This is a genomic window from Acinetobacter sp. 226-1 (assembly GCF_030329325.1).
GTDB lineage: Bacteria > Pseudomonadota > Gammaproteobacteria > Pseudomonadales > Moraxellaceae > Acinetobacter > Acinetobacter sichuanensis.
Window position 1 is genome coordinate 12,257 of the sequence record NZ_JACANU010000005.1, and the last position, 25,864, is coordinate 38,120.

Consider the following 25,864-nt stretch of genomic DNA (forward strand, 5'->3'; position numbering starts at 1 on the left):
ATGACTACAACTGTAAATAGCGACATGATTATCTACAATCAATTGGCGCAAACTGCATATTTGGAACGTCTACAAGATAATCTGAATGTATTTAACCAAGCTTCAAACGGTGCAATCCGTTATGTCAATGAAATCATTCAAGGTGATTTTAATCAACAGTCTTTTTATCGTGTTGGCGGTAGCATTGAACACCGTGATGTGAACTCGACAGCGAAAGTGACCAATAAAAAAATTGGTGCAGGTGAATCTGTGGGGGTGAAAGTACCATTTAAATATGGTCCTTATGCTTCAACTGAGGAAGCGTTTAAACGCCGTGCGCGTTCTCCAGAAGAGTTTGCTGAAATTATTGGTTATGACTTAGCAGATGCTCTGGTACATGGTCGTTTGCAATACAGCTTAGCTGCACTTAAGGCGGCAATCACTAGTAATCCTGACATGATTGCCAAAGGCAGTATTGCTACAGATGGTCGTAAAGCCTTAACCAAAGGTATGCGTAAGTTTGGTGATAAGTTTGGTCGCATCTCACTTTGGGTGATGAACTCGGATACTTATTTCGACATTGTGGATGAAGCATTAACAAATCAAATTTATGGTGAATCTGAAATTGTGATTTATGGTGGTTTACCAGGTACGTTGGGCAAGCCTGTTTTAGTCACAGATTTGATTGAAGATGATGATGCTTTTGGTTTGCAGACTGGTGCAGTAACTGTCACTGAGTCTCAGGCACCGGGTTTCCGTGCATACGACATTAATGATGAAGAAAACTTGGCAATTGGTATGCGTGCTGAAGGAACTTTTAATCTGGATTTACTGGGTTACTCTTGGGATACCACAAAAGGCGCTAATCCAACCTTGGCACTATTGGGTGCTGATGCGAATTGGAAAAAACACGCGACCAGCAACAAGATGACAGCAGGTACATTGTTGGATCTCTCTGGCACACCATAACAATCGGGGCTTTAAGCCCCATTTTTGTGAGAACAAGATGAAAATTATTTATGCTCAAAAAAGCGCAGGGATTGATGAAAAAGGTTCATTTCAAAATCCAAAGTACTTTGATCGTCCAGATGTAAATGCAACATCAGTTTTGATTTACGGTGATTATCCTCAAATCAAAGCAGCTTATGATGCACTTGGTGTGGAAGTTGAGGTGCGTGAAGTACCAGAGCGCAAAGCTAAAGTAGAAAAAATTACTGTTCAATTGGGTGTTGAAACATCACCTGAACTAGAAAAAGTTCTTGCGGATACCAAAGCTGAATGTGAAAAAGTAGTTACTGAAAATGAAGCTTTGCAAGGTCAACTCAAAAAAGCCATTGCAGATCTAGAAACAGAACGCGCTGTACATCTTGCATTTATGAATGATGTGAGTGCGATGCAAGCTCGAATTGATGAGCTTAAGTCAGCTGCTGCAAATCCTGATCCGAGTGTTGAACAGTCTTCTGAAGCTCCGAAAGAAATGGAATTACTAAAATCTACTGAAAATGACTTTGCGAGTTGGACCATTCCACAAATCAAAGATTATTTGGCAGCAAAAGAAATTGGCTTTAAGGCATCTGCATCTAAAGATGAGCTTTTAGCATTAATTCCAAAGGGGTGATTTTATGAGCTTTATTACCATCAATGATGCAGATCGAATTTTAGGAAGTGACTTTGCACCAGGTGGTGATAAAGCGCGTTTGATCTTATTAGCAAATACTTGGATGAAGAATGAGGTTAGCTTTGTTCCTGATCCAGTTGATCCACTTCTACAAGATGCTGCATGCGAAATTATCAAAGGTATTCAAGCAGGGGTAATTTACAGTGGTGTTGCTCGGCAGACGGTCAGTGAAAGCGTAAAAGCTGACACGGTACAGGTCACAGAAACCTTTGTTGAGGGCAGTGTTGAGATTTCAGAGTTTGAACAAATTGCCAAAGCTTTGATTGCTTCACTTGATTTAGTAAATCCAAACAAAATGCCGTTTGGTATTTTGATCACGCGAGTTTGATACAGGTATGATTAATAATAATTATGTGCCTGAATGGTATATATCGCCATTCCAACATGTCAAATATACATTGGTTCGTAATCAGATTCACATGGATCTGCTATTTGAAAACATGAACGATGTAGATGAGTTTATGTCAAATGGTTGTGATGCTCAGGTGAATTTTTACAATGATGATTCAATGGCAATTGTCCAGATTCAAGACAGTGAGCGTCCTTTAATTGAAGTACATGGACTATTACTGCATGAAGCTGTTCATATTTGGCAGCGTATTAAACAGCGAATGAATGAGCGTGATCCAAGCACTGAATTTGAAGCCTACTCAATTCAGGCAATTGCTCAGGATTTATTTGCAATGTTTGAAGAGAGTCAATGTGATGATTAAGAATAAAATTCAATCCAAAGTTGCCAAAGCCTTTGATAAAAAACTCGCTGATGCAGTAGCGAGTTTTATCTGTACTAAAATGATCAACTCTGGCAAATATGATCCAGTCACTGAAACGTATCCTAATCAAATTGATGGTTCTTATTCAGGTCGTGGCGTGTTGTTTGGGAGCTATAAAAAAGATTTGGTTAAGCCTACGGATTACCAGGTGACAGATTCCAAAGCAACAGTTCTTCAAAATGAGGTTACGAGAGTACCGCAGATTGGTGATGTTTGGACAACGGCTAAAGGTGATTTTAAGGTATTGAATGTGGGTGCAGATCCCATCTCAGCTACATATTTAATACAGTTACGGAAATATTAAGTCATTGGATTAAACAAAAAGGCAAGCTATAAAAGTCTAAAAAGAAATCATACACTTGGCTTGGCTTGAAATGGACTACTTTGTAATTCAGGTGGATATACCTGCTGATAAGTGCCCTAAAGTGAGGGGGCGGAAATATTTAATAAAACAAGGAAGAGCAAAACTTTTACTATCAAATAATACTTCAATAAGACGTTCACTTCAGGGATTTACAAGGTATGGAGTGTCTAGTGGTAGAAATGTCATAGTTTTAACTTGTCATGAATTTAAGTATCGTGAATCTGAAATCACGGATTTTTTGGATAAGAGATTTGAGAACAATTGGGGGCTTAAGCTCATACCAATTCAAATTATTTAATGCAGCAACCCACTTCGGTGGGTTTTTTAATGGGTGAAAATTATGATTTATATAGAAGATTCTCAGTTAAAAGACAGAGCAGCAAATAGCGATAAGGCGCTTCATGCCAACATAAAAAATACAAACATTGAAGCAGTGTTTTTAAATGGTGAGCGTATTTTTGATGCGCTTTATGTTGATATTGAAAAAGGATTTTTAATAAAAGTAAAGTCCGATGTTGCGGGTAAAACTTTAGTGGTAAATGGTGAAATTGGGCATGAAGTTTTATTCGGCGATGTAACTGTTAAATACAGGTGAAAATTATGTCATGGCAAGGTACACGATTATCACAGTTCACCTTTGAAGTACTGCAAAGCGCAACTGTTCTACAAAGAAAAATCATTAGCGAGTTCCTACAAGGTGTTGTGCTTGCAAGTCCTGTGGATACAGGCGCATTCCGTGGTAATAACCTCGTTTCAATTGGCTCTGTGGATGTTCGCTATGATTTAAATAAAGTAGATAAAGTAGGTGGGCAAACAATTGCTGAGGGGAATATCAAAGTTCTTCAGGCAAAGATTGGTGATCTGGTCTATGTACAGAATAATTTGCCTTATTCCGTTGCTTTGGAAAATGGGTATTCTCAACAAGCACCAACAGGGATCTATGCCTTAACCTTTCAGCGAGTGACGAGTAAATACAAATGATGACACTTGAACAAGCAGAATTAGAGATCAGGACGCGCTTGGCACAGTTTGACGGTGTGGATGTGATTCAATTTGAAAACCAGGCACTTGATGAAGGGCAGCACTTCAAACCACCTAAGGATAAGTTGTGGTGCAAAGTTTATATTCAGTATTCAGGAAGTAATGTTGTAGGTATTGGTAACCAGCCCTGCATTCGTGACCATGGCATGATTTCAATCCAATGTTTTGCGCCGTTGAATTCAGGTACCACAGCAATGGCGAAGTTATGTGATGGGTGGCGCGCGTTCCTACAAAACTTCGGTGTTTCTCATTTAGAAGTTTATTTAGTTCATGCACCGCAATATATGGACGATAAACATTTTTACGCCAAGATCATTCGTGCTGAGTTTCGAGTGAATTAGTTTAATTACTTAGATTGAACCGTCCTTTTGGGCGGTTTTTTATTGCCTGAAATTTAAAAAATGAATTGGAACTTGGCATAAATCATCAATTTAAACCCTGAAAAAATAACTCCAATCAGTTATGTGTCGAAAACACACAACCAATCCTAACTACCCATGATCCCTAATATGAGAATCAGGAATGTTTATGCCTGAAATATCACAAAAACTACACATGCCATCCTATTTGCATTCAGGCATGTGTTTTATTCCAAGGAGATTTATATGAATGCGAAGTTTAATTTAGTTGATGTAAAAGATGCTCAACCACAGACAACCACTTTGCAAATTGCATTGGGATTGGGATTGCAGCATGCAAGTGTTATTAAGTTAGTTCGTACATATCGCCCCGATTTTGCCGAATTTAGCCCTATCAGATTTGAAATCCGAAAGGGTGAGGCTTTACCACAAGGTGGTTTTGCTAAAGCGACTGAATATGCTGTATTGGATGAGCAACAAGCCACTTTTTTAATGACTTTGCTGAAAAATAGCCCGCGTGTTATTGCATTCAAAAAAGCATTAGTGAAAGCCTTTTTTGAAGCAAGGGCATTACTGCAAACGGATTATTTTGCACTTGTTAAACAGCGAGAGGTGCTTAATGCGAAACTTGAATGTGAAAAAGATATCGCAAGTGTATGTGGTAAAGGTTTATCAGAATGGCGTAAACAGCGTGATTGCTTACAAACAGCAATTGCAAATGTAGATCGTCAAATTCAACCTTGCTTATTTGAATAAATAAACCAATCACCACCTTCGGGTGGTTTTTTAATGCCTAAAAATAGGAGAAAGCCATGTCGAGTGGTGCAAAAATCAAACTGTACTATTGTGTAGAAATAGAAGCGGGTGTAACACCTGCAAGCCCAACGTGGAAGACAGTACGCCGTGTAACGGATGGTTTAACTGAAAGTGTCACCACCGAAACATCAAACAGTGTAGCGGATAGTCGTTTTCGCCAAGGGGGTATGGCAACTGAAGCAGAAATCACAGGAACTTTGGAAGTCGAACTATCAATAGGTTTGTTTGATGACTTCTGGTCAGCTGTTGCTATGAATGATTGGGCAACTGATGTTCTTAAGTTTGGTGGTGATCTACGTAAAACATTTACTTTTGCCAAAGTTTTTGAAGATGTTGGGCAGATCTTTATTTATCGTGGTGTGCGTATTGGTGAAGCCAAAATGTCGATTGCGACCACAGGTAAAATTACTGCCTCATTTGGCTTAGTTGGTACCGAGTTTGAACGTACCACTACAAACCCAGTTACCTCTCCAACCTCTGTACCTGATGCAGTTCTTGTTTCGGCAATTAATGTGGGTGATTTAACCGTTAATGGTGAAACTATTGTAGGTAAAGCGTGTTTGCAATCGCTTGAATTGAATATCACCAATAATCTAGAAGCGATTCGCTGTATTGGTAATCAAAAGCTAACAGCGCAAATGTATCTAGAGAAGATGGTAGATATCACCTTATCAACGCAATACATGTTTAGTGCTCAATCTGCGGGATATATTGATTTTATTAAAACTCGCGCCGTGATGCCTATTAACTTCTCAATTGAAGATTCCAAAGGTAATGGTTACGCTTTTGAATTTCCAAGCTTGGAGGTATCAGAAGCCAATCACCCAGATGGTGGTGGTGAAGATACCATTACTATCGATATCAACTATAACCACATCAAAACATCACCGATTATTACTCGAATTCTCGTACCTTAATTCACACCGCCTTAGGGCGGTTTTTACTGAGATCAAATCATGGCTTTAAAAGTAGCAATTAAAGAAAGCAAAGAAATTTCATTATGGCGTGAATACAAAGATAAAGAAGGCAAAGTATTAGCGCGTTTTAAAATTCGTGGCATTGAGCATCAAGCCTATCAAGTGGCATTAGAACGCGCACAGAATCAGATTGTGTCTAAAGGCTATGACGTTAGTAAAGCCTCTGTTGATGACAAAGTGTGGTACCAGTTAACAATGGAGGCGGCAGCATGTCACCTGATTGAAGATTGGGAGGGCATTGAGTTTGAAGAAGGTGGGGTTGTTCGGGAGCAACCATACTCTGAGGAAAACGCAACAAAGCTTTTTCACATGGGTGATTTAGGTTGGCAGATCTGGGGCTTTGTAAAGTCTGAGGCTGAAAAGATTCAAAAGGAAGCCAATCAAGTCAAAGAAGAAGTTTTGGGAAAGTCCGAGAGCTCTACGACTGGCAAACCCTATACGGTGTCCTCACCGACCACGAAAAAAAGCAACGCCAAGCGCTCAACATCGAAATAGTTGAACCACCTGAATATTCTTATACTGCACATACCGTATTGCATGCTTATAACATGATCGCGCGTTCTAGACGATATGAACAAGGTACGCCGTTGGCATTGAGCATTGCGGATATCGAATCATATTTAGAATTACATGATTCTCCAGTTGAACTACATGTTTTTGTTGAATGTGTCTTGATGTTGGATAATTTATTTCTAGATCAGGCTTATAAGAAGAAGTGAAACCATCTTTCGGTGGTTCCACTCTACCTTAAGATGCCATTTGACGGCATTCATTTGCACATTTACGGCAAATTTCTGCACATTCTTGACAATGTGTATGGTCGTGTTTTTCACATTCCATAGCACAAGCATCACAAGCTAAAGCACAAATATTGCAAATTTCTTTCAAAAAGGATGATTGTCTTTGCTCCATTTTTGCACATAATTGGCAAATATCGGAACATTCCAAGCACTTTTTGATACATTCACGCATCATGTCTAGATGATCTTCATTCAGGCATTCGGAAGCACATGTGACACATGCTAAAGAACATTGATTGCATATTTCTGCACATTTTGAGAAGTTCAATGAATCCATTTTATTCATCCTGAATATTTATAATTTAAATAAAAATACTAAAAGAGCCTGCTAAGGCAAGCTCTTCATATCTTTTAGGCTTCCAACCAATTATCTTTAACTTCCTGTGAGTTTTTGGTCAAAACAATTCCGTTATCAGTGATTTCACCAACCCACGAAACAGGAATTAAGTGATGAAGACCATCCTCATGTTTTGTTAATTTGATTTGTTCCGTACCTTGCATGTGGTCAACTTCGCCAACCTTAGTACCACATGAAGCAATAACATTTGCATGGTGTTTGATATTCTCAACATTAATAGTAGTCATTTGATTGCTGTCCTATTTGAATGTGATTGAGTATTTAGCCTATATGAAATGATTTTAGATATCTAAGATTGAAATAGAAGGGCGACAAATAGGAGCTGATTCTTACGTTCTTATATAAATTCATTACATTGTAATATTTAGAAATAAGCTCTTATCAAATAGTTTGTTATTGATGTTTTAATGATCTATCTGTTAAATTCCAAATACATAAATGACAATGGTTTTCAGGATGAAAATATTTGTAATTGGGGTGACTTTGGCAATGGGTTTGGTTTCAGTTGCTGAGGCAAAAGGGCGTCAACCTTGTTCTGGTAGTAAAGGCGGGATTAGTCATTGTGATGGATCTAAATTTATTTGTAATGATGGTTCAACAAGTGCTTCTAAAAAGCATTGTAGTAAGCAATGATGATTAAGATTAAAAACATAAAACCACCGAAAGGTGGTTTTTTTAATTATCGTGTTTAGATCACTATAAATTACTCTTCAGATGTAGGCTGTTCTACAGATGTAGGTTGCGGCGAGTTGATCTGTTCTTGTTGAGCAACTTTAGCTTTACGACTAGGCATATAGTCAGGTTCATGAGACATCGCTAAATAGAGAAAAGTAAAAAATATAGTGGTTATAAGAGCGATAATGGCAACAAACTTCCATCCTAATGCAGTTGATTCTAAATGGTCTGATGAGGAGGTTTTTTTCATAAAAATGCCTAAAGAGCAAAAAGTTACAAAGAGTGTCCCTTATAACATGAATTGATTTATTGAAAGAAGTATTAATCTCCTATGTAGAGGTTCCTCTTATCTATACACTTTTGGGTAATGTTTATTAAATGCAACTTTGTTATTATGCTTACGAAAATTAACAAAGTTGATACATTATGAATAAAACTTTAATTCTGACATTATTGGGAATTACCATTTGTACAAATACGCAGGCTGGTAACTTGTCTCCAAAATCATTATTTGTTGAATATTCAACTGAAAAAGGCGAGTTTGAAAACAATATTGATGCTGACATGGATGGTTTTGGTGTGGGTATTTCTAGCTCACCTAAGGGTCATGGCTGGTGGGGGAAATTTGAGCACCAAAGTAATAGCGACTATGACGGTAAATATTATGAAGTTTCAGGTGGTGCACATATTAATTTTTTGAATACTGAACGTTTCTATGCTTTAGGTACTTTGGGTATGGGTATTGGCGCGTTAGATGTGGATGATTTTGATACATCTACATACTTTACAATTCCAGTGGGGGTTGAAGCAGGTGTAAATATTACTAGAAACCTCTCAATGTATGGTGGTATTGGTTATAAGTGGGCAGTGGATATTAGCAACAACGAAGGAACTCGCTGTAATGATGGCACAACAAGTAATAGTAGTGGATCAGGAACATGTTCATGGCATGGTGGTGTAGATTATTATTATACAAATAATACCATTGGTGACTTTGATGGGGTGACCTATAAAGCTGGTATGCGATATAACTTCTAAAATATAAAACCACCGAAAGGTGGTTTTTTTATAGCTAAATTAGTATCTTGGTCTAAATTTTAGGTTTGGAGTGGGGTATGGAAAAGCTAAATTCACCATTAACAGAGGATGAGTTGAGGAAGATCGATCAGTTTTATGAGATAAATAAAAGCCTTATTACATTACCTAAAAATGTTACGAATCTTGATACATTTATTAAAGAAAATAAGATATTTCTTGAAATGATAAAAGGATTATCTAATTTTGAAAAAACTAAGGCTTGGATGTACCTTTATAAGTTGGTTACTAATCAAAATAAAAATCTCAAGGGGGTACGGGAAGAAAATAAAACTAGATCGTTTTATGATCACATATCACTTGTAATTACTTGTGTAATAGTTTTTCTTATAATTTTACCAATAGCTTACTTTCTAGTTACCAAGGAACCTAAAAAAAGCAATTATGGTAAATGTGTTGAAAATGGTGTTCAGTATTTTAAAGATATCGGATCTTATCCAAGGCTTTCAGATGGTAAGCATGCTGAAAATGTTGTTAGAGAAAGGTGCAATAGAAGTTCAGTTGCCTTTGGATCAATAGATTAATTTTAATCAAAAAGCGCTTTAGTACGCTTTTTACTACCCTAAATTTATAGCCCGCATCTGCGGGCTTTTTTATGTCCGTAGGAAAGTAGATATGGCTCAAGAATCAATTTTAAGAATCGTGATTGACTCACGAAATGCTGAACGCAATGCACAAGCATTAGATCGCGAGTTGAGAAGTATTCAGAGAAGTGGTGATTTTGCCAGTCGCTCTACAGATGGTCTTTCTGAAGCCACTCGTCAACTTGCTAGTTACATGATGGGAGTTCTAACGGTTGGAGCGGCTATTGCAAAAACAGACATGTATACGGGTTTAAGAAATAGATTAAAACTAGTAACAGAAGATCAATATGCTCTTAATAAAGCCATGTTAGATACATTTAAAATTGCACAGAATACTGCACAAGCATGGGACTCTGTAGCACAAATCTACCAACGCTTTTCAGACAATGCAAAACGTTTAAATCTTACCCAAGAAAAGACAGCAGCATTAACAGATACGGTTGCAAAAGCCATCTCAATTAGCGGCGGTTCAGCCTCCTCCGCTGAGGCAGCATTAATTCAATTTTCACAAGCACTTGCGTCAAATGTGCTCAGAGGAGAGGAGCTGAATTCTGTCATGGAGCAAGCTCCTGGTCTTGCTAAAGCCATTGCTCAGGGGATGGGTATTGCTGTTGGGCAGTTACGTTCGGTTGCTGCTGAAGGGAAAATTACAGGTGATGTTCTTGTTGAGGCTCTTACCAAAGCTAAAGATTCTGTAGATGATTTATTTGCAAAAACAGATTTTACAATTGGACAATCTCTTACTCAATTATCAAATGCAGTAACTCAGTTTATAGGTGAGGCAGGGCAAGGAAGTGGTGCAGCAACAATGCTGTCATCTTCTATTAAAAATTTAGCAGATAACCTTGATTTAGTTGTTAATGCAGGTACAGCAGTAGCAATGGGGTATGTAGCAAAATCAATGATGCTTGGAGCTATAGCAACATCAAAAGCAACATATTCATTGATTGCAAAAGTTGATGCAACCATCGCTGAAAGACAGGCTAATATTGCGGCAACCCAAGCGGAGGTTGCATCCGCAACAGCAGAAGCCCGTAGTACTGAAATTACATTAATAAACGCTAAAGCAACTCATGCTCAGATTATGGCTGAGATTGAGCTTGAGAAGGTTAGATTAACAGAGCAAATAACCAACCAAGGTCGCATGGCAACAATGACTCGTATGGCTCAACTTGGCACATTGCAGGCACAAGTTGCTTTAGAAATTGCAGCAGCGGAAACAGCACAAGCAGCCGCATCTGCAAGATTATCAACAGCACTAACAGCACAAGCAGCTGCAACAAGTCGTTTAGCTTTAGGCAAAGCAGCTCTTATGGCTATGTTTAGTCCAATGGGAATTGCAATTGCAGCCACGGCAGCAGCTTTCTATTTTTTAAGTAGCAGTGCTGAGGAAGTCAAGGAATCTCTTGCAACACAGTCAGAATCAGTTGAAGCTCTAACTAAAAAATATTTAGAGCTAAATTCAGTGCAAGCGCAAGTTGAAAGTGTGCGATTACGTAAAGAGGTGGATGCACAAAAAGATTCAATTGATGATGCTGAAAGCTCAATTGGTCGATTTATCTATCTTCAAAAAGAACTATTTAAAATCTCTGGTGATGACTATAAGCAATATAAGCAGGCAATAAAAGCTATCGCCACAGGTGCGGATGATGCAGGCGTAATGCTGCAAAAAATGGTCGCTTCGGGTCACTTTAGTCAAGATCAAGTCGATAGATTGGTTGAATATTCGGGTGAAGTTGCTGATTCTAAAAATAAAATTAATCAAAATAATACAGCTTTAGAGTTATTAACAAAGACTTCTGGGCAACATACAGTTGTGACAAAAGAAAGTACCAAACAATTGGCTGATCAAGCTGGTGCATTAAAAATAGCGACTCAAAATTTTTCAGATATGAAAGCGCATGTTATTGAGTCACTACAAGCACAGGTTGAATTTTCTAAGTTGAATGGTGCAAGTAAGGATCAAGTTAAAACTCTAAATGGTGTTATTAAGCAATATTCTTCAAATCAAATTTCTGCAACAGATGCAGTAAGTAATTTTAATGCATCAGCTAAAATGCCTAGCAATGTATTAACAGGTTTGCAGAATTATGCTACAAAAACTGATGGAGCAAAAAAGGAGGTAAATTCTCTTGCAGAAAAGATTAAGCAACTCAATATATTAAGTCCAAATACAGTCAAAGCTACAGATGATCGCGCAGCAGCAGCAGACCGTGAACGCAAAGCAATTGAAGCAACTACTAAAGCTTATGCTGAATATAGGAAAGATGCTTTAGCAGATATCAAGGAAATGGCTGCACGAGCAAAACTACAGGAAATGGGATTAAGTAAGAATCAAATTGAAGAACGCTTAAAAGTCCTCAAGGCATTGAATTATGATCCTGCTAAAACACACTCTCAGGTAGGTATTGAGATGAAAAAACTCGCTGATATTTCAGCGGGTATGAAGGATGTTGAGGATGCTAAAGCGGAGGCGATTAAGAAGCAGAATAAAGAACTAAAAGACCAAGAGAAAATTAAAAATCGCTTAGTCGGCTTGGTGGGTAGTACAGGAGGAAGCACAGGCAATCATCTTGATATTCGATATGATCGTTCGTATTCAAATGGCGCTATCTCTGCTGAGCATATGGCGCGTTTTAAATTAGGTGGGAAGGCATTAGATCCTAAAAATTCTAATTCTTCTTATGGTATGCGAACACACCCAATATCAGGCAAACAACAGTTGCATCGTGGTTATGATTTTCCTGCGCCAGCGGGTACAGAAGTCACCACTAATTTTGCAGTGAAAGATGTTCAAACTTTCTATGATAAGAAAGGCGGTGGCTACACATCTAGAGTGACATTTGAAGATGGTGTGGTTGTAAATCTGTTGCACCAAATTCCTGAAATGAAATCTAAGATTAAAGGTGGGGCAAGTAAAGGGCACTCAGCATCTAGTAATGAAGCTTATGAGGCTTTTGAAGCTCAACAAAAAGAGTTAGATCAATTAGAATTGGAGCAATATCAATCTCGTGAGCGAATTTTTTATGACTTTGCAGATCGAACTGGCAAGATTGAGAAAGATTTAGAAAATCAAATTCGTGAAATTCAGCAATCGAATTTCAGTCCTGAGCACACAAAGCAATATATTGATGCTGCTACAAATCGAGCGCAATTAGAGAAAGAGATTTTCATTTCCCAGATTGAGTTTCAAGTTAATGAGTTTCAACTTTCCGAAGAAGGCAAGCTTAAGGCAAGGCATCGGATTAACAAGTTAATGCTTCAGGCTGACAGAGATGTATCTGAGGAAAATAAAGAAATCCAAGAAACATTTCTTGAAAAACAGCATCAAAAAGAACTCGCTGTAATTCAGTTTGCAAGAGAAGAGCGCGAGTTCCAAATGCGTTTGCAATTTATATCTGAAACGCAAGCAATGGAAAAGCGTTATGAACTTGAGGAAAAGAAGCTTATTGAAGTTAATGATCTTCAGGAACGCAATTTCAAGCGTGAAATGCTGAGACTTCAGAAACAAGAGGAGGTAAAAAATAGATCAGATAATGCTCTGAAAAACTGGGGTTCGATTCAATCTGAGATTTATGGAACAGGTGAGATGGATCAGCTCGGTCATACTCGTAATGAGCGATATAATGCATCTGAAGAACTATTTAACTCAAATATGTCATCTATTGATCAGCAAGAGCAAGATCCAACTGCTGACTTGTTTGAGATTGCAGCATTGAGAGAAAAAGCTTGGCAAGAACACAACGATCGGATGCTATTAATTGATCAGCAATATTGGTTATCCACTCGCAGTTATCAGCTTAGTATGGCGGGAGGAATGTTTGGGAGTTTAGCTGATATTACAAAAGCGTATGTGGGTGAGTCATCTGGTGCTTACCATGCTTTAATTGCAATTCAAAAAGGGGCTAATTTAGCGAGTGTTTTAATGAATAGCGTGACAGCTATTTCAGCGGCATGGGCGTCTGCTCCCTTCCCATATAATCTACCAGCAGTTGGTATGACATTGTTAGAAACAGGTGCGTTGCAAGCAACATTACAAGCCTTTACTCCAACTGGCTTCGCCACAGGCGGTCATGTCCGTGGTCCTGGTACTTCAACAAGTGACTCTATTCCCGCAATGCTCTCAGACTACGAGTTTGTGACTAAAGCATCCGCGGTGAAGAAAATCGGCGTTGCGAATATGGAGTACATGAACCGCACAGGGGAAATGCCATTCCAGAAAGAGTACGAGGAATTACATAAGCGAATTGCAGGGAATCAACTTCCTGAACCATTTATTGTGCCTAAGTATAAAGATGGTGGTTTGGTCGGATCTTCGCGCGTTCAGCCTGATGCTTATTCGCAAATTCAGCGTGAACGTCAGGTTGTTAAACAGATGCAGCAGAAAGAGGAAAGACAAGCTGCACCAGTTCAAACCCAGCCACAAGTTATTGACAATAATCTAAAGGTCATAATAGTTAAGGATGAAGATGAGGCACGTGAGCTTCTTTTCAGTAAAGAGGGTGAAAAGGCTTTCTTGTATCACATGAAAAGAAATGGACGATAAACCAACTTTTCAAAGTAGTTTTTTATTGCCTAAATTGATATTTTATAAAGACTTTAAAGGGGATTTGATGTGAAAAAATATTAATTGGGGTGATGGTCTTGGCGATAGTAGGTTGTACATCAATCCAAGTCAACAATAGCAATGGTTTTCAGCCACAATCAGTAAAGCAAATCTGCGTAATTAAAAATCCAAAAGTCATCATTGATGGCTTTGAGAATTCAATAGTGCGTAGTTTTGCTCGATATAATGTTAAAGCTGAAATTTATCCTGAAAATGCAAAACCATTATTCTGTGAAACAACAATGCAGTACACAGCATTAAGGACTTGGGATGTTGTACCTTATTTGAGCTACGCACGATTTACTATTTTAAAAGATGGTCAATTTGCATCTGAAGCTGAGTTTAAATTAAAGGCAAATGGAGGTTTGGCTTTAAATAAATGGCGCAGTACAGATACTAAGATTGATGAACTTGTCGACCAACTCATGGGGCGAACACCAATTAAGTAAACCAAACCACCTTCGGGTGGTTTTTTAATACCTAAAATTCGAGGACACGATGCAAATACAAACAAAATATGGACCAGTACATGTATTAACTGCGTGTCCTCTTTTAAGTTCAACCGAAACATTGGAATTTCTGACTGAAGTACATGAAAGCTATAACGGCTCAGAAGATCGGAATAATTTAAGGGATAGACCACGGCAGATTTTAAATTTTAACTATGTGAACTTTAAAAAAGCCATGGGCGATATGTTTCACATGCTTTTTGCAAATCTGCGTGGCTTGTGGGGCATTCCACTCAAACAATGCGCTCAAGATCTACCTAGTGTTGATGGTGATTTCATTTCTTTTGACACTTCAAGAAATTTATCAGATTTGAATCTTGGCTATGCTTTTATTCAAAGTAAAACTGAAAATTTGGTTGTAGAAATCATTAGTATTGGTCGTACTGTGCAAAACGGTGTTGATGAAAATGACGAGCCAATCTTTGAATATGAAGATGGTTTTCAACTCAGTGAAGCAATCACAATTGACAACGCTACGATCTGTCCGCTTCGAGTCTGCATTATCGATAATGATGTCGCAATCAGTGCGGGTGGATTTTGGGCAAATCAGCAAATTAGTTTTAGAGTCTTAGCTGAAGATATGCCTGAAATTGATGGTCTTGAACCTGCACAATTTTTGAATGAAGATATTTATTTCAAATGCCTGTTGTTAGAGGGGGATTCACTTTCAATGACGTTGACTCAAAATCAAATTATTGTCGATGGTGACATTGGGGGATTCCAAGACTTTACAAATTGGAAAAATCCACGTTATTTAAAACCGTTTCGATCTGTACTCAGTAATGAGTTTGAATACTTTGATTACAAATCATTCTTGTATCGCAGGCTTGGCAAATATAAAGCATTTTGGTTGCCCCTTTATGAGCAACACTTAAATACAGTCAGTGCAGGCGCCAACTGGATTGACGTTGATAATGACTATGTGACTGAAGCAGATCGAAAGCATATTGCAGTCAAAATCAATGATATTTGGTCAGCGCATACTATTACTGACAAAGTTCAAAGTGTTGGAAAAGTGCGCTTAAGCATTACACCTGCGCTAAATGCCACGTTGTCACAAGTGCAATCATTATGTTATTTGGGCTTATATCGCCTTGCTGCTGATACTGCTGAATTCTCTTTTTTAGGCGCACGAAAAGCACAAGTTAATATTCCAATTGTGGAGCTAAATTCATGATATTTAAATCAAGAAAAGAGCTTTTTCAGTTTAAGTTAGGTGATAAAGCCTGGTACTTCACAAGTTCATCAAAACCTGTAATTCATAATGAAATTACTTATCTACCAATACGTGGCTTAAAACGAACAAATATTGAGGATTCGGGTATCGATAAAGCGGATATTGATCTGACATTTCCGCAAATTGCTTTAAAAAATGCGAATGGTGATGATTTAGCACAAGTATTCATTGGCAAGATTTACTTTGAATCTGTGACTGTGACGATACTTGAGCTTTATAAAAATGAAACGCTTGTATTGTTTAAAGGTCGTGTAACGCAGCCCAAATTTGATGAATCTGCAAAGACAATGACACTGGTTGCTTCAACAAATGAAACGTATCAGCATCGAAATATTTTAGTGCGAAAAGTGCAACGTACTTGTCCAAATAAGATTTATGACCGGTTTTGTGGTTTGAATTTTGGGGAATGGTCGCAGGAAGCAACAGTTACTGCGATTAATGGTTTAAGTGTGAGACTGCAAACTGTAGCACCGATTGCTAATAATTATTTAAACCGTGGATTGATCGAAAAAGATGGTATTTACATTTTTATTGTCTCCAATACTGCTAATCAGATCCGCATGTACAGACCATTTCATAATTTGAAAATCGGTGATGTAGTGCGAATTGCACCAGGTTGTGATCAATCAATCGCAACGTGTAATGAGAAATTCAACAATCATATTCACTTTGCAGGCTTTCCAAATATCCCAAATGAAAATCCTGTAAACAATCAAATTGTGAGGTAGAAATGGAATTAGCAACGATTGCTTTATATGCATTCTATGCACTGGTTTTTGCTGCAGCAGTATACTCATTTTATACAGCGCGAAAGATGCAGAAAAAAAATAAACCAACAGTAGGACAGTTGGATGGATCAATTGCAGATGAAGGCACTTCATTTAGCGACATTGCAGGATCACGACCAATGTTCGGTGTCATTGTAGATAAATTTGGTGAGCGGACTGAGAAGATCAAATGAAAATTTATATGTCTGACATACGAAAAGCAGGAATGTGTGCTCGCGGATGTCGGGCATTTTTTTTGTCTCAAGGTTGGGATTTTCAGGACTTTTTGAAAAATGGAATAGATCTTGAAAAAGTTCGTGCAACAAATGACGCAATGGCTTTGCAAGTGGTGGAGATAGTAGAAAATGGGCAAAAGTAGCAAGGGTACTAAGGGTTATAAATACTTCACAAGCCTTGTTTTGATGTTAGGGAATCGTATTGAGTGCTTGCTTGGTGTCAACTTTGATAAGAAAGGATGGCAAAAACCTGTTGTTTTAAAAGACGATGAAAATATGTTGGCAGGTGTACACCAGTTTGATTTGCCAGAACTTTACGGCGATACAGAAGGGGGGATTTCGGGGCAGTTGGCATTATACGATGGCAATACGGTACAAATGCCAGATCCACACTATCAACAATATTTTCCACTTGCACCCGCTTATCGTCACCAGTCATATGTTGTTTTACGTGATTTTTACGTTGGAAATTCACCGTATTTGAAAGATGTCATGTTTTTACCGAAGCGTACACGAATCAGAAATGATGGGAGTGAGCAATGGTATAGAGTGCGTGAAGATGGGGTTGTTGTTTGTGAAATTGGAAGTAGAAATTTTAAAGGCATTTCTGCGGATATTAAAGCTGAAATAGAGTCAGCAAAGTGGGTTATTAAAGATAAAAATAATGGGATAATACACACTGAAACAAATTTAGTTAACTCAATTAGTTATCTATTTAGCACTGGGACTGAGGTAGGGGCAACTGGTGAGTTTCAAGCAAACATTAAGTTTAGCAAACCTGTGCATAATGCTTATTTTTACATCATTGGTGAAGCTGATGATATCGGTGATTTAAGTGTCACGAATGCAAGAATTTTTAAACTAAGTGAAATCGATATTCCGAGTTTTGGTAAAGGTTATGAATGGGTCGTTGATATATATGACGGCACCATCGAAGTTGATCTATCTTTTAAAATTAAAAATCTATATGAGAGTGTTCATCAGGGTTCGATTCAATTGTCATTTGAAAGCGAAGCAAGCTCTAGTGAAGCCGAAATCCAAGGATTTGATATAAACCCAGTTCATAAAGCGCGTGAACTCATCACTGATTACACAGCGATGGGAAAACCTGAATCTGATATTCATGATGAAAATTTTCGTGCTGCTGCAAGCCGAATCTGGGATGAGGGTTTAGGGATTTCGTGGGCAATTCAAGAAAAATCATGTAAAGAAGCACTGCAAGAATTGGAAGCTCACATCGAAGGTGGGTTCCGGATTAATCGGCAAACTGGCTTGTATGAATGTGTTTTATTTCGTGATGATTTACTTGATTTAGAAAATGCTCTGAACTTTGATGAAAGTAATATCAAAACAATTGAGTTTGATACGATCAATGTAGACGATGCGATTAACTCATATAACGTGTCTTATTATGATCGTGAGAATCTAAAGGATTCAACATTTTCAATTGATGATGTTGGTTTAATCCATACAGTTGGACATGTAAACGCTGAAAAGCTTGATTTCCCGTATTTTATGAGCAGAAGAAATGCTGAAATCGTGGCAAATTGGAAACTAAAACAAGCGAGTACAGCAGCTTGGAAAGGCAGTTTTACAACTGGTCGTTATGATGCGCGTAAGATCAATAAATATGATGTGATTTTACTGTCTTGGCAAAGCAAGCAGCTTGTGAATGTGCCTATTCGCGTCTTAAATATTAGTCTTGGTGATGGGGTTGATAACACCGTAACGATTGATTTTATTGAAGTTGTATCATATTCAGAAAATATGAATACACAGATCAATAGCGACGAATCAATGAATACAGTGCTTGAACCACAGCAAAATAATGCAGTTGTTTTTGAAGCACCATATTACGAACTTGTTCAAGAAAATGGACAAGCAAATGTAAATCTAGAGTTAGAAAATAATGCTGAAGCAGGGTATTTAATGACAGCTGTCAGCAAGCCACAAAACAATTCTATTTACGCTCTGCTTTATACAGATAAAGCGACTGAAGACTACACACAAATGCAAAAAGTTGGCTATGTTGATTACTGTCCAAGTCTTACACTTGATCAAGATATTTCTTTTACAGATTCTGTTTTTAGTGTCAAAAATGCAACAGAAATATTGCTTGCAGCCGCAGGCACATTGATTTTGCTTGATGGTGAATTGCTTGTATATCAAAGCTATGATGCTGTAACAAATAAGCTCACAGTCAAGCGAGCCGCACTTGATACAGTACCTAAACCGCATCTTTTAAATGCGGTTTTTTATTTCTTTGATGAGTTTCGATTTATTGATACTGAGCAGTATGTTGCAAGTGAAACAGTGCAGACACAAGTGTTAACGACAACACCAAGCGCTACACAAAAACGTGATCCGATTGATGTTAAAACACTTGAGCTGAATGCACGTGCGATCCGACCATATCCGCCCGCGAATGTAAAAATTAATGACGAATACTATCCTGCGGAAATTGATTCAGATTTGGTTTTAACGTGGGTAAATCGAAATCGATTACAACAAACTGGGGGTGAAATTCTTGGGTATTTCGATGGCGGAGTGACATTAGAAAATGGTGTGAATTATCAACTTATTCTCACGGAATTTGATGAAGATCAAATTGAACTTAGAACACAAAGCATCAATGTTGGTCAGCTTAATTCATACACTTTCAGTGCAGGTGCAATGCAAGCAAATACATTTGCTATTCAAATCACGTTGAAATCGATTAGAGACAGTTACGAGTGCTTTCAATTTTTTACACATACAGTGGAGTTATCACGTTTTTATTCAGCACCGTATGACCTAACAGTTGAGTTTAAAAATGACTAATCGCTTAGAACTAAATTGGAAATTGGATGGGTTTATTGATGAGCAGCGTTACTATTGCTCTGAAACGCCAATCAATACTAATAATTTGCCTTTGCCAAAATTTATTCTTGATAGCAGTGCTAGAAGTTACATTGATTCGGATATAGAGTTAGGAAAAACTTATTATATTCGTCTTGGAGCAGTAAAAAATAGTATTGAGAAGCTAAGTAATGAAATCATAGTGTTAGCATCAAATACATTCCGTTTTTACAGAATTTATATTACTAAAAATTCTGGAAATTTAGATAATTATAGTGAGATGCAAGAAGTTGAGTTTGCTGAAAATGAGGGTGGCGCTGATATCACAACACCGCAAACACAAACGGATCAAAGCTCTTATTTCGCATCAAGAACAGCAGCAAAGCTTGTTGATAATGATTTGACCGGGGGTGAAGCAATTTGGACATCAGGGAATCAGACTTTTCCGCAGTGGGTTTCTTTTGATCTAGATTTGCAAAGAGATATAGTTGAAATTCGAATCTATCCATCTTACTTAAATAACTATTATTTGCGAGCACCGACTGAATTTATTGTTCAAGCTTCAAATGATCAAGTGCTGTGGCATGATATTAGAAGTTTTGAAACTTCTAACTGGCAAGCTGGTATAGCAAAGAAATTTAATTTAAAAACAGGTGAAATCTCATAGCGCCCAATAGGGCGTTTTTTATTGCCAAAAAATTAAGGGGGCATATGTGAATGAGCCAAGCGCATCAATTTGGAAAAAGTTAAACGAAGTATCAGATCGACTGCAAAAAGTATCAGAGCAGTTGGTAGAAACAAATGCAATTAATAAGGGTTATCACCAGGCGCTTGATCAGCAACGAGTAAAAGTGGAATTGCTTGAGCAGCAAAACCATAAAGCACAAGGCGCAATTGCAATGCTGAAATGGGGGCTTGGTGTGGTGCTGACTGTTGCGTTGTCGGGTGGCACATGGACCATCAATTCAATTAATCAACTTAAACAAGATATGGCGATTATGCAAAGCCATCGAGAGGACAATAAATGAAATTAATCAATGAAAACCCGTGGCAATATTTGTCAGTAAAGCTCCCAATGTTGGGAGCTTTTTTTATGCTTGTATTAATTCCGCTTTTACAATGGGCATTAGATTTTCAGCTCATTCCAAAACAGCATGAAGCCGTAGTTGTTGGAATTATAATTCCATTACTTGGCTTGATCGGCAAGAAGATCTATCAACCAGAGCTACATGCACCACAATTAAATAGCATCAATAGTCTTTTAGCCACACCGCACTCAAATGATCTGGCGTGGATGGTTGAAGCGAAAAAACATATTGGCTTACGTGAAATTGTAGGTAAGCAACATAACAAAACTATCTTAGGATGGATCAAAGGACTTGGTGGTTGGTTCACTGATGATGAAACGCCGTGGTGCGGAACTTTCGTAGCTCATTGCTTAAAAGTGGCAGGTGTGAAATATCCAAAACATTGGTACCGCGCACTCGACTATGTGAACTACGGATCTAAACTCGCTAAGCCTGCTTATGGTTGTGTTGCGATTAAAACCCGCAAGGGCGGTGGTCATGTGTGTTTCGTAGTTGGTCGTGATCAAAAAACTAAAAAATTAGTCTGCTTAGGTGGGAACCAAGGCAATGCTGTCTCTTATGCCTTATACAGTGATTCAGATTTTCAGGAATTTCGTTGGTATGGGAAAACTAGCCGACCTGCTGAGTCGCGTTATAATTTAGCAGTACTGAGTGGAGTGAGTGCGACGAAGGTGAGTGAGGCTTAAAGTAAAATATCTAGATTTGTTCTGAGTAGCTTATAAAATAAGTTACTCAGTTGGATATTATTTGCTTCTTTTAGTATTAATAGATAGAACCCAATGCTGTTTTTGGCAGCGCTCACATATTTGGTCAATTTTCTTAATTAAATGAGTATTTCCACAAAACATACATGAGTAAAATCTTTCAGGATAATAGTTAATTGTTTGTTTGTATTGATCTGGAAAAATTGGAAGCCCCCATTTTACTTCATCATCGTGAAATAGTATTAAACTTAAGCAACCTTCTGTTTCCAATAATGCAATTTTTATTTGCCCTAAATGTTCAATTTGCTGTTGGCGCATCTCAGAAAAAAATTCATCATAAGAATATTTTTCATTTTTAATGCCATCTAAAACCAACATACCATCTCGGACAATATACATAGGTTTGCCTTCTAGTAAGCTTTCAATTTTTTTTGATTTCATTGTTAAATAAGTTGTACATCTATAGAGCACTAGAATACAAATAAAAATAGTAAGGGCTTGTATAAGAGGAAGATCCTCTGTAAACATTGGATCACCAGCAATTGATCCTAAACATAAGATAATAGCAATTTCGAAGATTGAAAGTTGTCTTACGCCACGCTTACCAGAAAACCTTAAAAAGATAATAATCATCAGGTACATGATGATACATCTTAAAATGATTTCAAGAATAAAGCTTAATGATGAATCATGAATAAAAATTCTAAATAGTTCCATTATTAAAATTCTTATATAGATAACTATGAATATACCATATTCATAGTTATAAGCTGATTGATAAATTAGTCTTTATAAAGTCTATTTTATAAAGCTAATAACTATTGCTGTTTAGTATAAATAATATCTGATAAATCAAAACCCAGTGTTTTAGCATAATCTAGATATTCATTTAATATTTGTTGATCAATATTTGGATCACGACTTAAAACCCATAAATATTTTTTATTGGGACTTCCCACCAGAGCAGTTTGATAGTTTTCATCCAGTTTCAAAATCCAATAATCACCACGACCTACAGGTAGCCATCGAATAATTTTAGGTAAGAAACTTACTTTAAGCTGACTATTTTTTGGAGCATTTTTTACAAAAGCTTCACCAATTGATTGGTTTAATTTCCCATTTTTACTAAAGCATTTATTATCAACTACGATATTTCCTTTCTCATTCAATGAGTAATTTGCAGTTACGTTATAATCACAAACTCTTTGAAAGTATAAAGGTTTTCTGGCAACTTCATGCCATTGCCCAGCATATTTGTATAGATCTACTTGTGGGGCTGTAGGTATATCATCAGTATTTGCATTAACGAAAGTTGCTACGCCTAATAAAACAAGACCACCAATAAGGGCAATTTTTTTTAAATTCGATTTAAACATAATTTTCTCTTAAAGTAGATAAGGTGTAGAACCTAGAATTTAGTTTAAGAAAACTTAAATCCTTGTAAATTTTTATTATTAAAATATTAATATTTGTATAAATGTAAGTTGATTTCATATAAATTAAAAATAATAGGATTTAATTAACAATTAAATAAACGATGAAAATAATATTTAAATATTTTTTACATTAGAGATACATCATAAAAATAAGGGGTGAAATATAGTAGATATTACTTTTTTTAAATGTATAAATGCTACATTTAAAAAAAGAAAATCAATATAATTTTAAGAGGAATAAGAAGATGACAAATCCAAATAGACCTGAAATTGATCGTGAAGTAGTTAAAGATTTACCAAAAGAACAAAGAGATGATTTAAATGCTGACCCTATTACAGGTGAACCAGGAGCTCATCCTGTTGGTACAGGTCTTGGTGCAGCTAGTGGTGCAGCAGCTGGTGCGGCAGTAGGTGCTGTTGGTGGTCCAATTGGAGCTGTTGTAGGTGGTGTAGTCGGTGCTGTTGTAGGTGGTTTGGCTGGTAAAGGTGCAGCTGAGGCAGTGAACCCGACTGAAGAGGAAGCTTATTGGCGTAGCACAGCCAATAGCACTCCTTATTATGCAGATACCTTAAATACTTATAGCGATCTAGATTACGACAAAGATTATCGTTCAGCTTATCATCTAGGTTATACAGGTCGTAGTGAATATCCTGCTGAAACGCGATTTGAAGATGCGGAACATGACTTAAAGTTGAAATGGGAACAGGTGAAGGGTACTTCACGTTTAACTTGGGAAGAAGCGAAACATGCTGTACGAGATGCGTGGAATCGGGTAACTCACTAAATGACAAGTTAAAAAAGAGAGGGGCTTTTAGGTCCCTTTCTTTATATTAATACTTCACCATATAAGGGAATACAAATGTCAAAACAGAATAAAAGTGAAAAAATTCAGCAGCTCGAATCGGAAGCCTATGTAGATCCTCAAAATAAAACTCTTACAAGCTCATTAGGAGTTAAAGTTGAAGATAATCAAAACAGTTTACGTATAGGTAGTAGTGGTCCAACCTTGTTAGAGGATTTTTTGCTCAGAGATAAGTTAATTCATTTTGATCGAGAGCGTATTCCGGAGCGTGTGGTACATGCACGAGGTGTAGGTGCTCATGGATATTTTGAGGCTTATCAAGGGAATGAAAAATGGACTAAAGCTCATTTCTTAACACACTCTGATATAAAAACTCCTATATTTGTACGGATTTCCACAGTTCAAGGAGGACGAGGTTCTGCGGACGTTGTCCGCGATGTACGTGGTTTTTCCATAAAATTTTATACTCAGGAAGGTAATTATGATTTAGTGGGTAATAATATTCCTGTTTTTTTTATTCAAGATGCTATTAAATTCCCTGATTTTGTTCATGCAGTAAAACCTGAAGATCATAATGAAATTCCTACAGGTCAATCTGCTCACGATACATTTTGGGATTTTGTTTCTTTAAATACGGAAGCTGCACATATGACAACATGGGTGATGTCAGATCGTGCAATTCCTCGAAATTTACGATCTATTCAAGGTTTTGGCGTTCATACTTTTAGGCTAATTAATGATAAAAATGAAGCTTTCTTGGTGAAATTTCACTGGACACCAAAGCAGGGTGTAGCGCAAGTAGTTTGGGATGAAGCATTAAAGCTCAATGGTAAGGATCCTGACTTTCATCGTCGAGACTTATGGGATGCAATCGAAAAGGGAAATTATCCTGAGTGGGAGCTAGGTGCTCAAATTTTTACAGAAGAACAAGCATTGGAGTGGGAGTTTGATGTCTTAGATCCAACTAAACTTGTACCAGAAGAATTAGTGCCTGTGACGCCATTGGGTAAATTTGTGTTAAATCGAAATCCTGATGAATTCTTTGCAGAAACAGAGCAAGTCGCTTTTTCTCCCGCAAATATTGTTTCTGGTATAGACTTTAGTAATGATCCTTTATTGCAAGGTCGTTTATTTAGTTATACAGACACACACTTGCATCGTTTAGGTACACCTAATTTCAATCAAATATCAATTAATAAACCAGTATGTCCGTTTCATACAAATCGTCGTGGTGGATTTGCAAATCAACATATCCATAAAGGTAAGGCTAATTATGAACCCAATTCAGTAGATAATAATTATCCGCGGGAAGCAACAGATGATAAGCAAGCATTTACTAGCTATCCAGAAAAAGTTCAAGGCAGTAAATTGCGTGTTCGTGCTGAAAGTTTTGCAGATCATTTTTCTCAAGCTACTTTGCATTATCGTAGTTTAAGCAAACATGAGCAGCAACACATGAAGGATGCTTATGCATTTGAATTATCTAAGGTGCAGGCGGAAGAAATTAGACAGCGTGTAGTATCTGAGTTACTAAGTCAAATTGATGAAGATTTAGCCCATTATGTAGCAAATGAACTAGGACTAAATGTGGAGAAAGCAAAGATTAAATCGCCCAATTCAGAAATAGTAATCTCCAAAAAGCTTAGTATAGATGCTTTTCCTGCCCTTGATATTGCACAACGTAAAATAGCAGTACTTGTACATGATGGTGCAAATGCCACCACTGTAAATAAAATTAAAAAATGGGCGGAAGAGAATAATGCTATCGCAGAAGTTTTAGCTCCAAGTGCTGCACCTGTAAAATCGGATGATGACCAAGAGATCAAAGTAGATGGTCGTCAAAATGGTGAGCCTTCAGTAACTTACGATGCTATTGTCGTTGTTGATGGTAATAATTTTGATAAGTTTAAATCTGATGGTGTTGCCAAGCACTATGTATTAGAAACTTATAAACATTTGAAGCCAATCGTTTTGGTAGGAGATAAATCCAAAATTATTGAGGTGTTAAATATTAAAGAAGACCAAAGTGTATTCATAACTGAAGATTTTTTATCTATACAGAAAGATTTCAAAAATGCTATTCAGCAACATAGAAACTGGGATAGAGAAGAGGTAGCAAAAGAAATACCTGCTTAAATGCA

General features: G+C 37.3%; 33 protein-coding genes. 28 read left to right on the plus strand and 5 right to left on the minus strand.

All coding sequences use genetic code 11. The features are described from left to right. The 13 genes from HX124_RS10045 (at window position 1) to HX124_RS10105 (ending at window position 6,706) form a co-directional block, all read left to right on the plus strand. Window positions 1–948, plus strand: a complete 948-nt coding sequence (locus tag HX124_RS10045; RefSeq protein WP_107010288.1) for a major capsid protein — start codon at window positions 1–3, stop codon at window positions 946–948. A 37-nt stretch (window positions 949–985) separates the two neighbouring features. Next, window positions 986–1,597, plus strand: a complete 612-nt coding sequence (locus HX124_RS10050; protein ID WP_286383395.1) for a hypothetical protein — start codon at window positions 986–988, stop codon at window positions 1,595–1,597. 4 nt (window positions 1,598–1,601) lie between these two features. Further along, complete coding sequence (locus tag HX124_RS10055; RefSeq protein ID WP_286383396.1) at window positions 1,602–1,985, plus strand: hypothetical protein; 384 nt, start codon at window positions 1,602–1,604, stop codon at window positions 1,983–1,985. Window positions 1,986–1,992: 7 nt separating this feature from the next. After that, window positions 1,993–2,370 carry a hypothetical protein gene (locus HX124_RS10060; protein WP_286383397.1) on the plus strand — a complete coding sequence of 126 codons (378 nt, stop codon included), beginning with the start codon at window positions 1,993–1,995 and terminating at the stop codon, window positions 2,368–2,370. Beyond that, a complete protein-coding gene (locus HX124_RS10065; protein ID WP_502872821.1) occupies window positions 2,363–2,734 on the plus strand; it encodes a glutamate 5-kinase in 372 nt (123 codons plus the stop codon). The genes HX124_RS10060 and HX124_RS10065 overlap by 8 nt, the downstream gene beginning before the upstream one ends. A gap of 55 nt (window positions 2,735–2,789) precedes the next feature. Continuing rightward, window positions 2,790–3,092 (plus strand): hypothetical protein, encoded by a 303-nt coding sequence (locus HX124_RS10070; RefSeq protein ID WP_286383398.1) that lies wholly within the window; start codon window positions 2,790–2,792, stop codon window positions 3,090–3,092. Window positions 3,093–3,134: 42 nt separating this feature from the next. Further along, on the plus strand, window positions 3,135–3,389 hold the full coding sequence (locus tag HX124_RS10075) for a hypothetical protein (RefSeq protein WP_286383399.1): 255 nt from the start codon (window positions 3,135–3,137) through the stop codon (window positions 3,387–3,389). Between the two features lie 5 nt (window positions 3,390–3,394). Beyond that, window positions 3,395–3,775: a hypothetical protein gene (locus tag HX124_RS10080; protein ID WP_286383400.1), complete on the plus strand. Its 381-nt coding sequence runs from the start codon at window positions 3,395–3,397 to the stop codon at window positions 3,773–3,775. Next, on the plus strand, window positions 3,772–4,176 hold the full coding sequence (locus HX124_RS10085; RefSeq protein WP_286383401.1) for a hypothetical protein: 405 nt from the start codon (window positions 3,772–3,774) through the stop codon (window positions 4,174–4,176). The genes HX124_RS10080 and HX124_RS10085 overlap by 4 nt, the downstream gene beginning before the upstream one ends. Before the next feature lie 264 nt (window positions 4,177–4,440). Beyond that, window positions 4,441–4,950 carry a Rha family transcriptional regulator gene (locus HX124_RS10090; protein WP_286383402.1) on the plus strand — a complete coding sequence of 170 codons (510 nt, stop codon included), beginning with the start codon at window positions 4,441–4,443 and terminating at the stop codon, window positions 4,948–4,950. A gap of 56 nt (window positions 4,951–5,006) precedes the next feature. Further along, a complete protein-coding gene (locus HX124_RS10095) occupies window positions 5,007–5,927 on the plus strand; it encodes a phage tail tube protein (protein ID WP_286383403.1) in 921 nt (306 codons plus the stop codon). A gap of 39 nt (window positions 5,928–5,966) precedes the next feature. Then, a complete protein-coding gene (locus tag HX124_RS10100; protein WP_286383404.1) occupies window positions 5,967–6,482 on the plus strand; it encodes a phage-derived protein YdaY family protein in 516 nt (171 codons plus the stop codon). 53 nt (window positions 6,483–6,535) lie between these two features. Then, window positions 6,536–6,706: a hypothetical protein gene (locus tag HX124_RS10105; protein WP_228199118.1), complete on the plus strand. Its 171-nt coding sequence runs from the start codon at window positions 6,536–6,538 to the stop codon at window positions 6,704–6,706. A 28-nt stretch (window positions 6,707–6,734) separates the two neighbouring features. Here HX124_RS10105 and HX124_RS10110 read toward each other — a convergent pair whose 3' ends face one another. Together HX124_RS10110 and HX124_RS10115 are read right to left on the minus strand one after the other, a co-directional pair. Then, window positions 6,735–7,064: a four-helix bundle copper-binding protein gene (locus HX124_RS10110; protein ID WP_286383405.1), complete on the minus strand. Its 330-nt coding sequence runs from the start codon at window positions 7,062–7,064 to the stop codon at window positions 6,735–6,737. Window positions 7,065–7,138: 74 nt separating this feature from the next. Further along, the gene (locus HX124_RS10115; protein ID WP_286383406.1) at window positions 7,139–7,372 is read right to left on the minus strand and encodes a DUF2171 domain-containing protein; all 234 of its coding nucleotides are present in this window, start codon (window positions 7,370–7,372) and stop codon (window positions 7,139–7,141) included. Between the two features lie 229 nt (window positions 7,373–7,601). Between HX124_RS10115 and HX124_RS10120 the strand changes: the two genes are divergently transcribed. After that, window positions 7,602–7,778, plus strand: a complete 177-nt coding sequence (locus HX124_RS10120; RefSeq protein ID WP_286383407.1) for a YdcA family protein — start codon at window positions 7,602–7,604, stop codon at window positions 7,776–7,778. Window positions 7,779–7,848: 70 nt separating this feature from the next. Here the strand turns inward: HX124_RS10120 and HX124_RS10125 are convergent, their stop codons facing one another. Further along, window positions 7,849–8,070, minus strand: a complete 222-nt coding sequence (locus HX124_RS10125; RefSeq protein WP_286383408.1) for a hypothetical protein — start codon at window positions 8,068–8,070, stop codon at window positions 7,849–7,851. A gap of 176 nt (window positions 8,071–8,246) precedes the next feature. On the opposite strand from HX124_RS10125, the gene HX124_RS10130 reads away from it, so the two are divergent. The 12 genes from HX124_RS10130 (at window position 8,247) to HX124_RS10185 (ending at window position 21,466) form a co-directional block, all read left to right on the plus strand. Next, entirely contained in the window at window positions 8,247–8,858 is a 612-nt protein-coding gene (locus HX124_RS10130) for a DUF3761 domain-containing protein (RefSeq protein ID WP_286383409.1), read from the plus strand. A 77-nt stretch (window positions 8,859–8,935) separates the two neighbouring features. Next, on the plus strand, window positions 8,936–9,439 hold the full coding sequence (locus HX124_RS10135; RefSeq protein ID WP_286383410.1) for a hypothetical protein: 504 nt from the start codon (window positions 8,936–8,938) through the stop codon (window positions 9,437–9,439). 91 nt (window positions 9,440–9,530) lie between these two features. Then, window positions 9,531–14,045 (plus strand): tape measure protein, encoded by a 4,515-nt coding sequence (locus HX124_RS10140; protein ID WP_286383411.1) that lies wholly within the window; start codon window positions 9,531–9,533, stop codon window positions 14,043–14,045. Between the two features lie 92 nt (window positions 14,046–14,137). Beyond that, the gene (locus tag HX124_RS10145; RefSeq protein WP_286383412.1) at window positions 14,138–14,554 is read left to right on the plus strand and encodes an Sbal_3080 family lipoprotein; all 417 of its coding nucleotides are present in this window, start codon (window positions 14,138–14,140) and stop codon (window positions 14,552–14,554) included. A gap of 49 nt (window positions 14,555–14,603) precedes the next feature. Next, window positions 14,604–15,791, plus strand: coding sequence for a hypothetical protein (locus tag HX124_RS10150; RefSeq protein WP_286383413.1), 1,188 nt, complete (start codon window positions 14,604–14,606; stop codon window positions 15,789–15,791). Then, the gene (locus HX124_RS10155; protein WP_286383414.1) at window positions 15,788–16,579 is read left to right on the plus strand and encodes a phage BR0599 family protein; all 792 of its coding nucleotides are present in this window, start codon (window positions 15,788–15,790) and stop codon (window positions 16,577–16,579) included. The genes HX124_RS10150 and HX124_RS10155 overlap by 4 nt, the downstream gene beginning before the upstream one ends. Window positions 16,580–16,581: 2 nt before the next feature. Further along, window positions 16,582–16,812, plus strand: a complete 231-nt coding sequence (locus tag HX124_RS10160) for a hypothetical protein (protein WP_286383415.1) — start codon at window positions 16,582–16,584, stop codon at window positions 16,810–16,812. Between the two features lie 8 nt (window positions 16,813–16,820). Continuing rightward, complete coding sequence (locus HX124_RS10165; RefSeq protein WP_286383416.1) at window positions 16,821–16,997, plus strand: hypothetical protein; 177 nt, start codon at window positions 16,821–16,823, stop codon at window positions 16,995–16,997. Beyond that, window positions 16,984–19,674 carry a phage tail protein gene (locus HX124_RS10170; protein ID WP_286383417.1) on the plus strand — a complete coding sequence of 897 codons (2,691 nt, stop codon included), beginning with the start codon at window positions 16,984–16,986 and terminating at the stop codon, window positions 19,672–19,674. The genes HX124_RS10165 and HX124_RS10170 overlap by 14 nt, the downstream gene beginning before the upstream one ends. After that, window positions 19,667–20,359, plus strand: a complete 693-nt coding sequence (locus HX124_RS10175) for a discoidin domain-containing protein (RefSeq protein WP_286383418.1) — start codon at window positions 19,667–19,669, stop codon at window positions 20,357–20,359. Before HX124_RS10170 ends, HX124_RS10175 begins: the two co-directional genes overlap by 8 nt. Before the next feature lie 46 nt (window positions 20,360–20,405). Continuing rightward, complete coding sequence (locus HX124_RS10180) at window positions 20,406–20,720, plus strand: hypothetical protein (RefSeq protein ID WP_286377413.1); 315 nt, start codon at window positions 20,406–20,408, stop codon at window positions 20,718–20,720. Beyond that, the gene (locus HX124_RS10185; protein WP_286383419.1) at window positions 20,717–21,466 is read left to right on the plus strand and encodes an NlpC/P60 family protein; all 750 of its coding nucleotides are present in this window, start codon (window positions 20,717–20,719) and stop codon (window positions 21,464–21,466) included. Before HX124_RS10180 ends, HX124_RS10185 begins: the two co-directional genes overlap by 4 nt. 57 nt (window positions 21,467–21,523) lie before the next feature. Here the strand turns inward: HX124_RS10185 and HX124_RS10190 are convergent, their stop codons facing one another. Further along, the gene (locus tag HX124_RS10190) at window positions 21,524–22,201 is read right to left on the minus strand and encodes a DUF421 domain-containing protein (RefSeq protein ID WP_286377415.1); all 678 of its coding nucleotides are present in this window, start codon (window positions 22,199–22,201) and stop codon (window positions 21,524–21,526) included. Between the two features lie 101 nt (window positions 22,202–22,302). Continuing rightward, the gene (locus HX124_RS10195; RefSeq protein ID WP_286377416.1) at window positions 22,303–22,860 is read right to left on the minus strand and encodes a lipocalin family protein; all 558 of its coding nucleotides are present in this window, start codon (window positions 22,858–22,860) and stop codon (window positions 22,303–22,305) included. A 305-nt stretch (window positions 22,861–23,165) separates the two neighbouring features. On the opposite strand from HX124_RS10195, the gene HX124_RS10200 reads away from it, so the two are divergent. Further along, window positions 23,166–23,705 carry a hypothetical protein gene (locus tag HX124_RS10200; RefSeq protein ID WP_286383420.1) on the plus strand — a complete coding sequence of 180 codons (540 nt, stop codon included), beginning with the start codon at window positions 23,166–23,168 and terminating at the stop codon, window positions 23,703–23,705. 75 nt (window positions 23,706–23,780) lie between these two features. Beyond that, window positions 23,781–25,859 carry a catalase gene (locus HX124_RS10205; RefSeq protein WP_286383421.1) on the plus strand — a complete coding sequence of 693 codons (2,079 nt, stop codon included), beginning with the start codon at window positions 23,781–23,783 and terminating at the stop codon, window positions 25,857–25,859. Window positions 25,860–25,864: the final 5 nt, after the last annotated feature.

Excerpts from the sequence above, each read along its gene's own strand:
- HX124_RS10135 (WP_286383410.1), top strand. The coding sequence starts at position 8,936 with ATGGAAAAGCTAAATTCACCATTAACAGAGGATGAGTTGAGGAAGATC.
- HX124_RS10115 (WP_286383406.1), bottom strand. The coding sequence starts at position 7,372 with ATGACTACTATTAATGTTGAGAATATCAAACACCATGCAAATGTTATT.
- HX124_RS10165 (WP_286383416.1), top strand. The coding sequence starts at position 16,821 with ATGTCTGACATACGAAAAGCAGGAATGTGTGCTCGCGGATGTCGGGCA.
- HX124_RS10075 (WP_286383399.1), top strand. The coding sequence starts at position 3,135 with ATGATTTATATAGAAGATTCTCAGTTAAAAGACAGAGCAGCAAATAGC.
- HX124_RS10120 (WP_286383407.1), top strand. The coding sequence starts at position 7,602 with ATGAAAATATTTGTAATTGGGGTGACTTTGGCAATGGGTTTGGTTTCA.
- HX124_RS10200 (WP_286383420.1), top strand. The coding sequence starts at position 23,166 with ATGACAAATCCAAATAGACCTGAAATTGATCGTGAAGTAGTTAAAGAT.
- HX124_RS10080 (WP_286383400.1), top strand. The coding sequence starts at position 3,395 with ATGTCATGGCAAGGTACACGATTATCACAGTTCACCTTTGAAGTACTG.
- HX124_RS10085 (WP_286383401.1), top strand. The coding sequence starts at position 3,772 with ATGATGACACTTGAACAAGCAGAATTAGAGATCAGGACGCGCTTGGCA.
- HX124_RS10205 (WP_286383421.1), top strand. The coding sequence starts at position 23,781 with ATGTCAAAACAGAATAAAAGTGAAAAAATTCAGCAGCTCGAATCGGAA.
- HX124_RS10100 (WP_286383404.1), top strand. The coding sequence starts at position 5,967 with ATGGCTTTAAAAGTAGCAATTAAAGAAAGCAAAGAAATTTCATTATGG.
- HX124_RS10185 (WP_286383419.1), top strand. The coding sequence starts at position 20,717 with ATGAAATTAATCAATGAAAACCCGTGGCAATATTTGTCAGTAAAGCTC.
- HX124_RS10140 (WP_286383411.1), top strand. The coding sequence starts at position 9,531 with ATGGCTCAAGAATCAATTTTAAGAATCGTGATTGACTCACGAAATGCT.
- HX124_RS10045 (WP_107010288.1), top strand. The coding sequence starts at position 1 with ATGACTACAACTGTAAATAGCGACATGATTATCTACAATCAATTGGCG.
- HX124_RS10105 (WP_228199118.1), top strand. The coding sequence starts at position 6,536 with ATGATCGCGCGTTCTAGACGATATGAACAAGGTACGCCGTTGGCATTG.
- HX124_RS10110 (WP_286383405.1), bottom strand. The coding sequence starts at position 7,064 with ATGGATTCATTGAACTTCTCAAAATGTGCAGAAATATGCAATCAATGT.
- HX124_RS10155 (WP_286383414.1), top strand. The coding sequence starts at position 15,788 with ATGATATTTAAATCAAGAAAAGAGCTTTTTCAGTTTAAGTTAGGTGAT.
- HX124_RS10175 (WP_286383418.1), top strand. The coding sequence starts at position 19,667 with ATGACTAATCGCTTAGAACTAAATTGGAAATTGGATGGGTTTATTGAT.
- HX124_RS10130 (WP_286383409.1), top strand. The coding sequence starts at position 8,247 with ATGAATAAAACTTTAATTCTGACATTATTGGGAATTACCATTTGTACA.
- HX124_RS10145 (WP_286383412.1), top strand. The coding sequence starts at position 14,138 with ATGGTCTTGGCGATAGTAGGTTGTACATCAATCCAAGTCAACAATAGC.
- HX124_RS10095 (WP_286383403.1), top strand. The coding sequence starts at position 5,007 with ATGTCGAGTGGTGCAAAAATCAAACTGTACTATTGTGTAGAAATAGAA.
- HX124_RS10060 (WP_286383397.1), top strand. The coding sequence starts at position 1,993 with ATGATTAATAATAATTATGTGCCTGAATGGTATATATCGCCATTCCAA.
- HX124_RS10125 (WP_286383408.1), bottom strand. The coding sequence starts at position 8,070 with ATGAAAAAAACCTCCTCATCAGACCATTTAGAATCAACTGCATTAGGA.
- HX124_RS10195 (WP_286377416.1), bottom strand. The coding sequence starts at position 22,860 with ATGTTTAAATCGAATTTAAAAAAAATTGCCCTTATTGGTGGTCTTGTT.
- HX124_RS10170 (WP_286383417.1), top strand. The coding sequence starts at position 16,984 with ATGGGCAAAAGTAGCAAGGGTACTAAGGGTTATAAATACTTCACAAGC.
- HX124_RS10090 (WP_286383402.1), top strand. The coding sequence starts at position 4,441 with ATGAATGCGAAGTTTAATTTAGTTGATGTAAAAGATGCTCAACCACAG.
- HX124_RS10160 (WP_286383415.1), top strand. The coding sequence starts at position 16,582 with ATGGAATTAGCAACGATTGCTTTATATGCATTCTATGCACTGGTTTTT.
- HX124_RS10050 (WP_286383395.1), top strand. The coding sequence starts at position 986 with ATGAAAATTATTTATGCTCAAAAAAGCGCAGGGATTGATGAAAAAGGT.
- HX124_RS10065 (WP_502872821.1), top strand. The coding sequence starts at position 2,363 with ATGATTAAGAATAAAATTCAATCCAAAGTTGCCAAAGCCTTTGATAAA.
- HX124_RS10055 (WP_286383396.1), top strand. The coding sequence starts at position 1,602 with ATGAGCTTTATTACCATCAATGATGCAGATCGAATTTTAGGAAGTGAC.
- HX124_RS10190 (WP_286377415.1), bottom strand. The coding sequence starts at position 22,201 with ATGGAACTATTTAGAATTTTTATTCATGATTCATCATTAAGCTTTATT.
- HX124_RS10150 (WP_286383413.1), top strand. The coding sequence starts at position 14,604 with ATGCAAATACAAACAAAATATGGACCAGTACATGTATTAACTGCGTGT.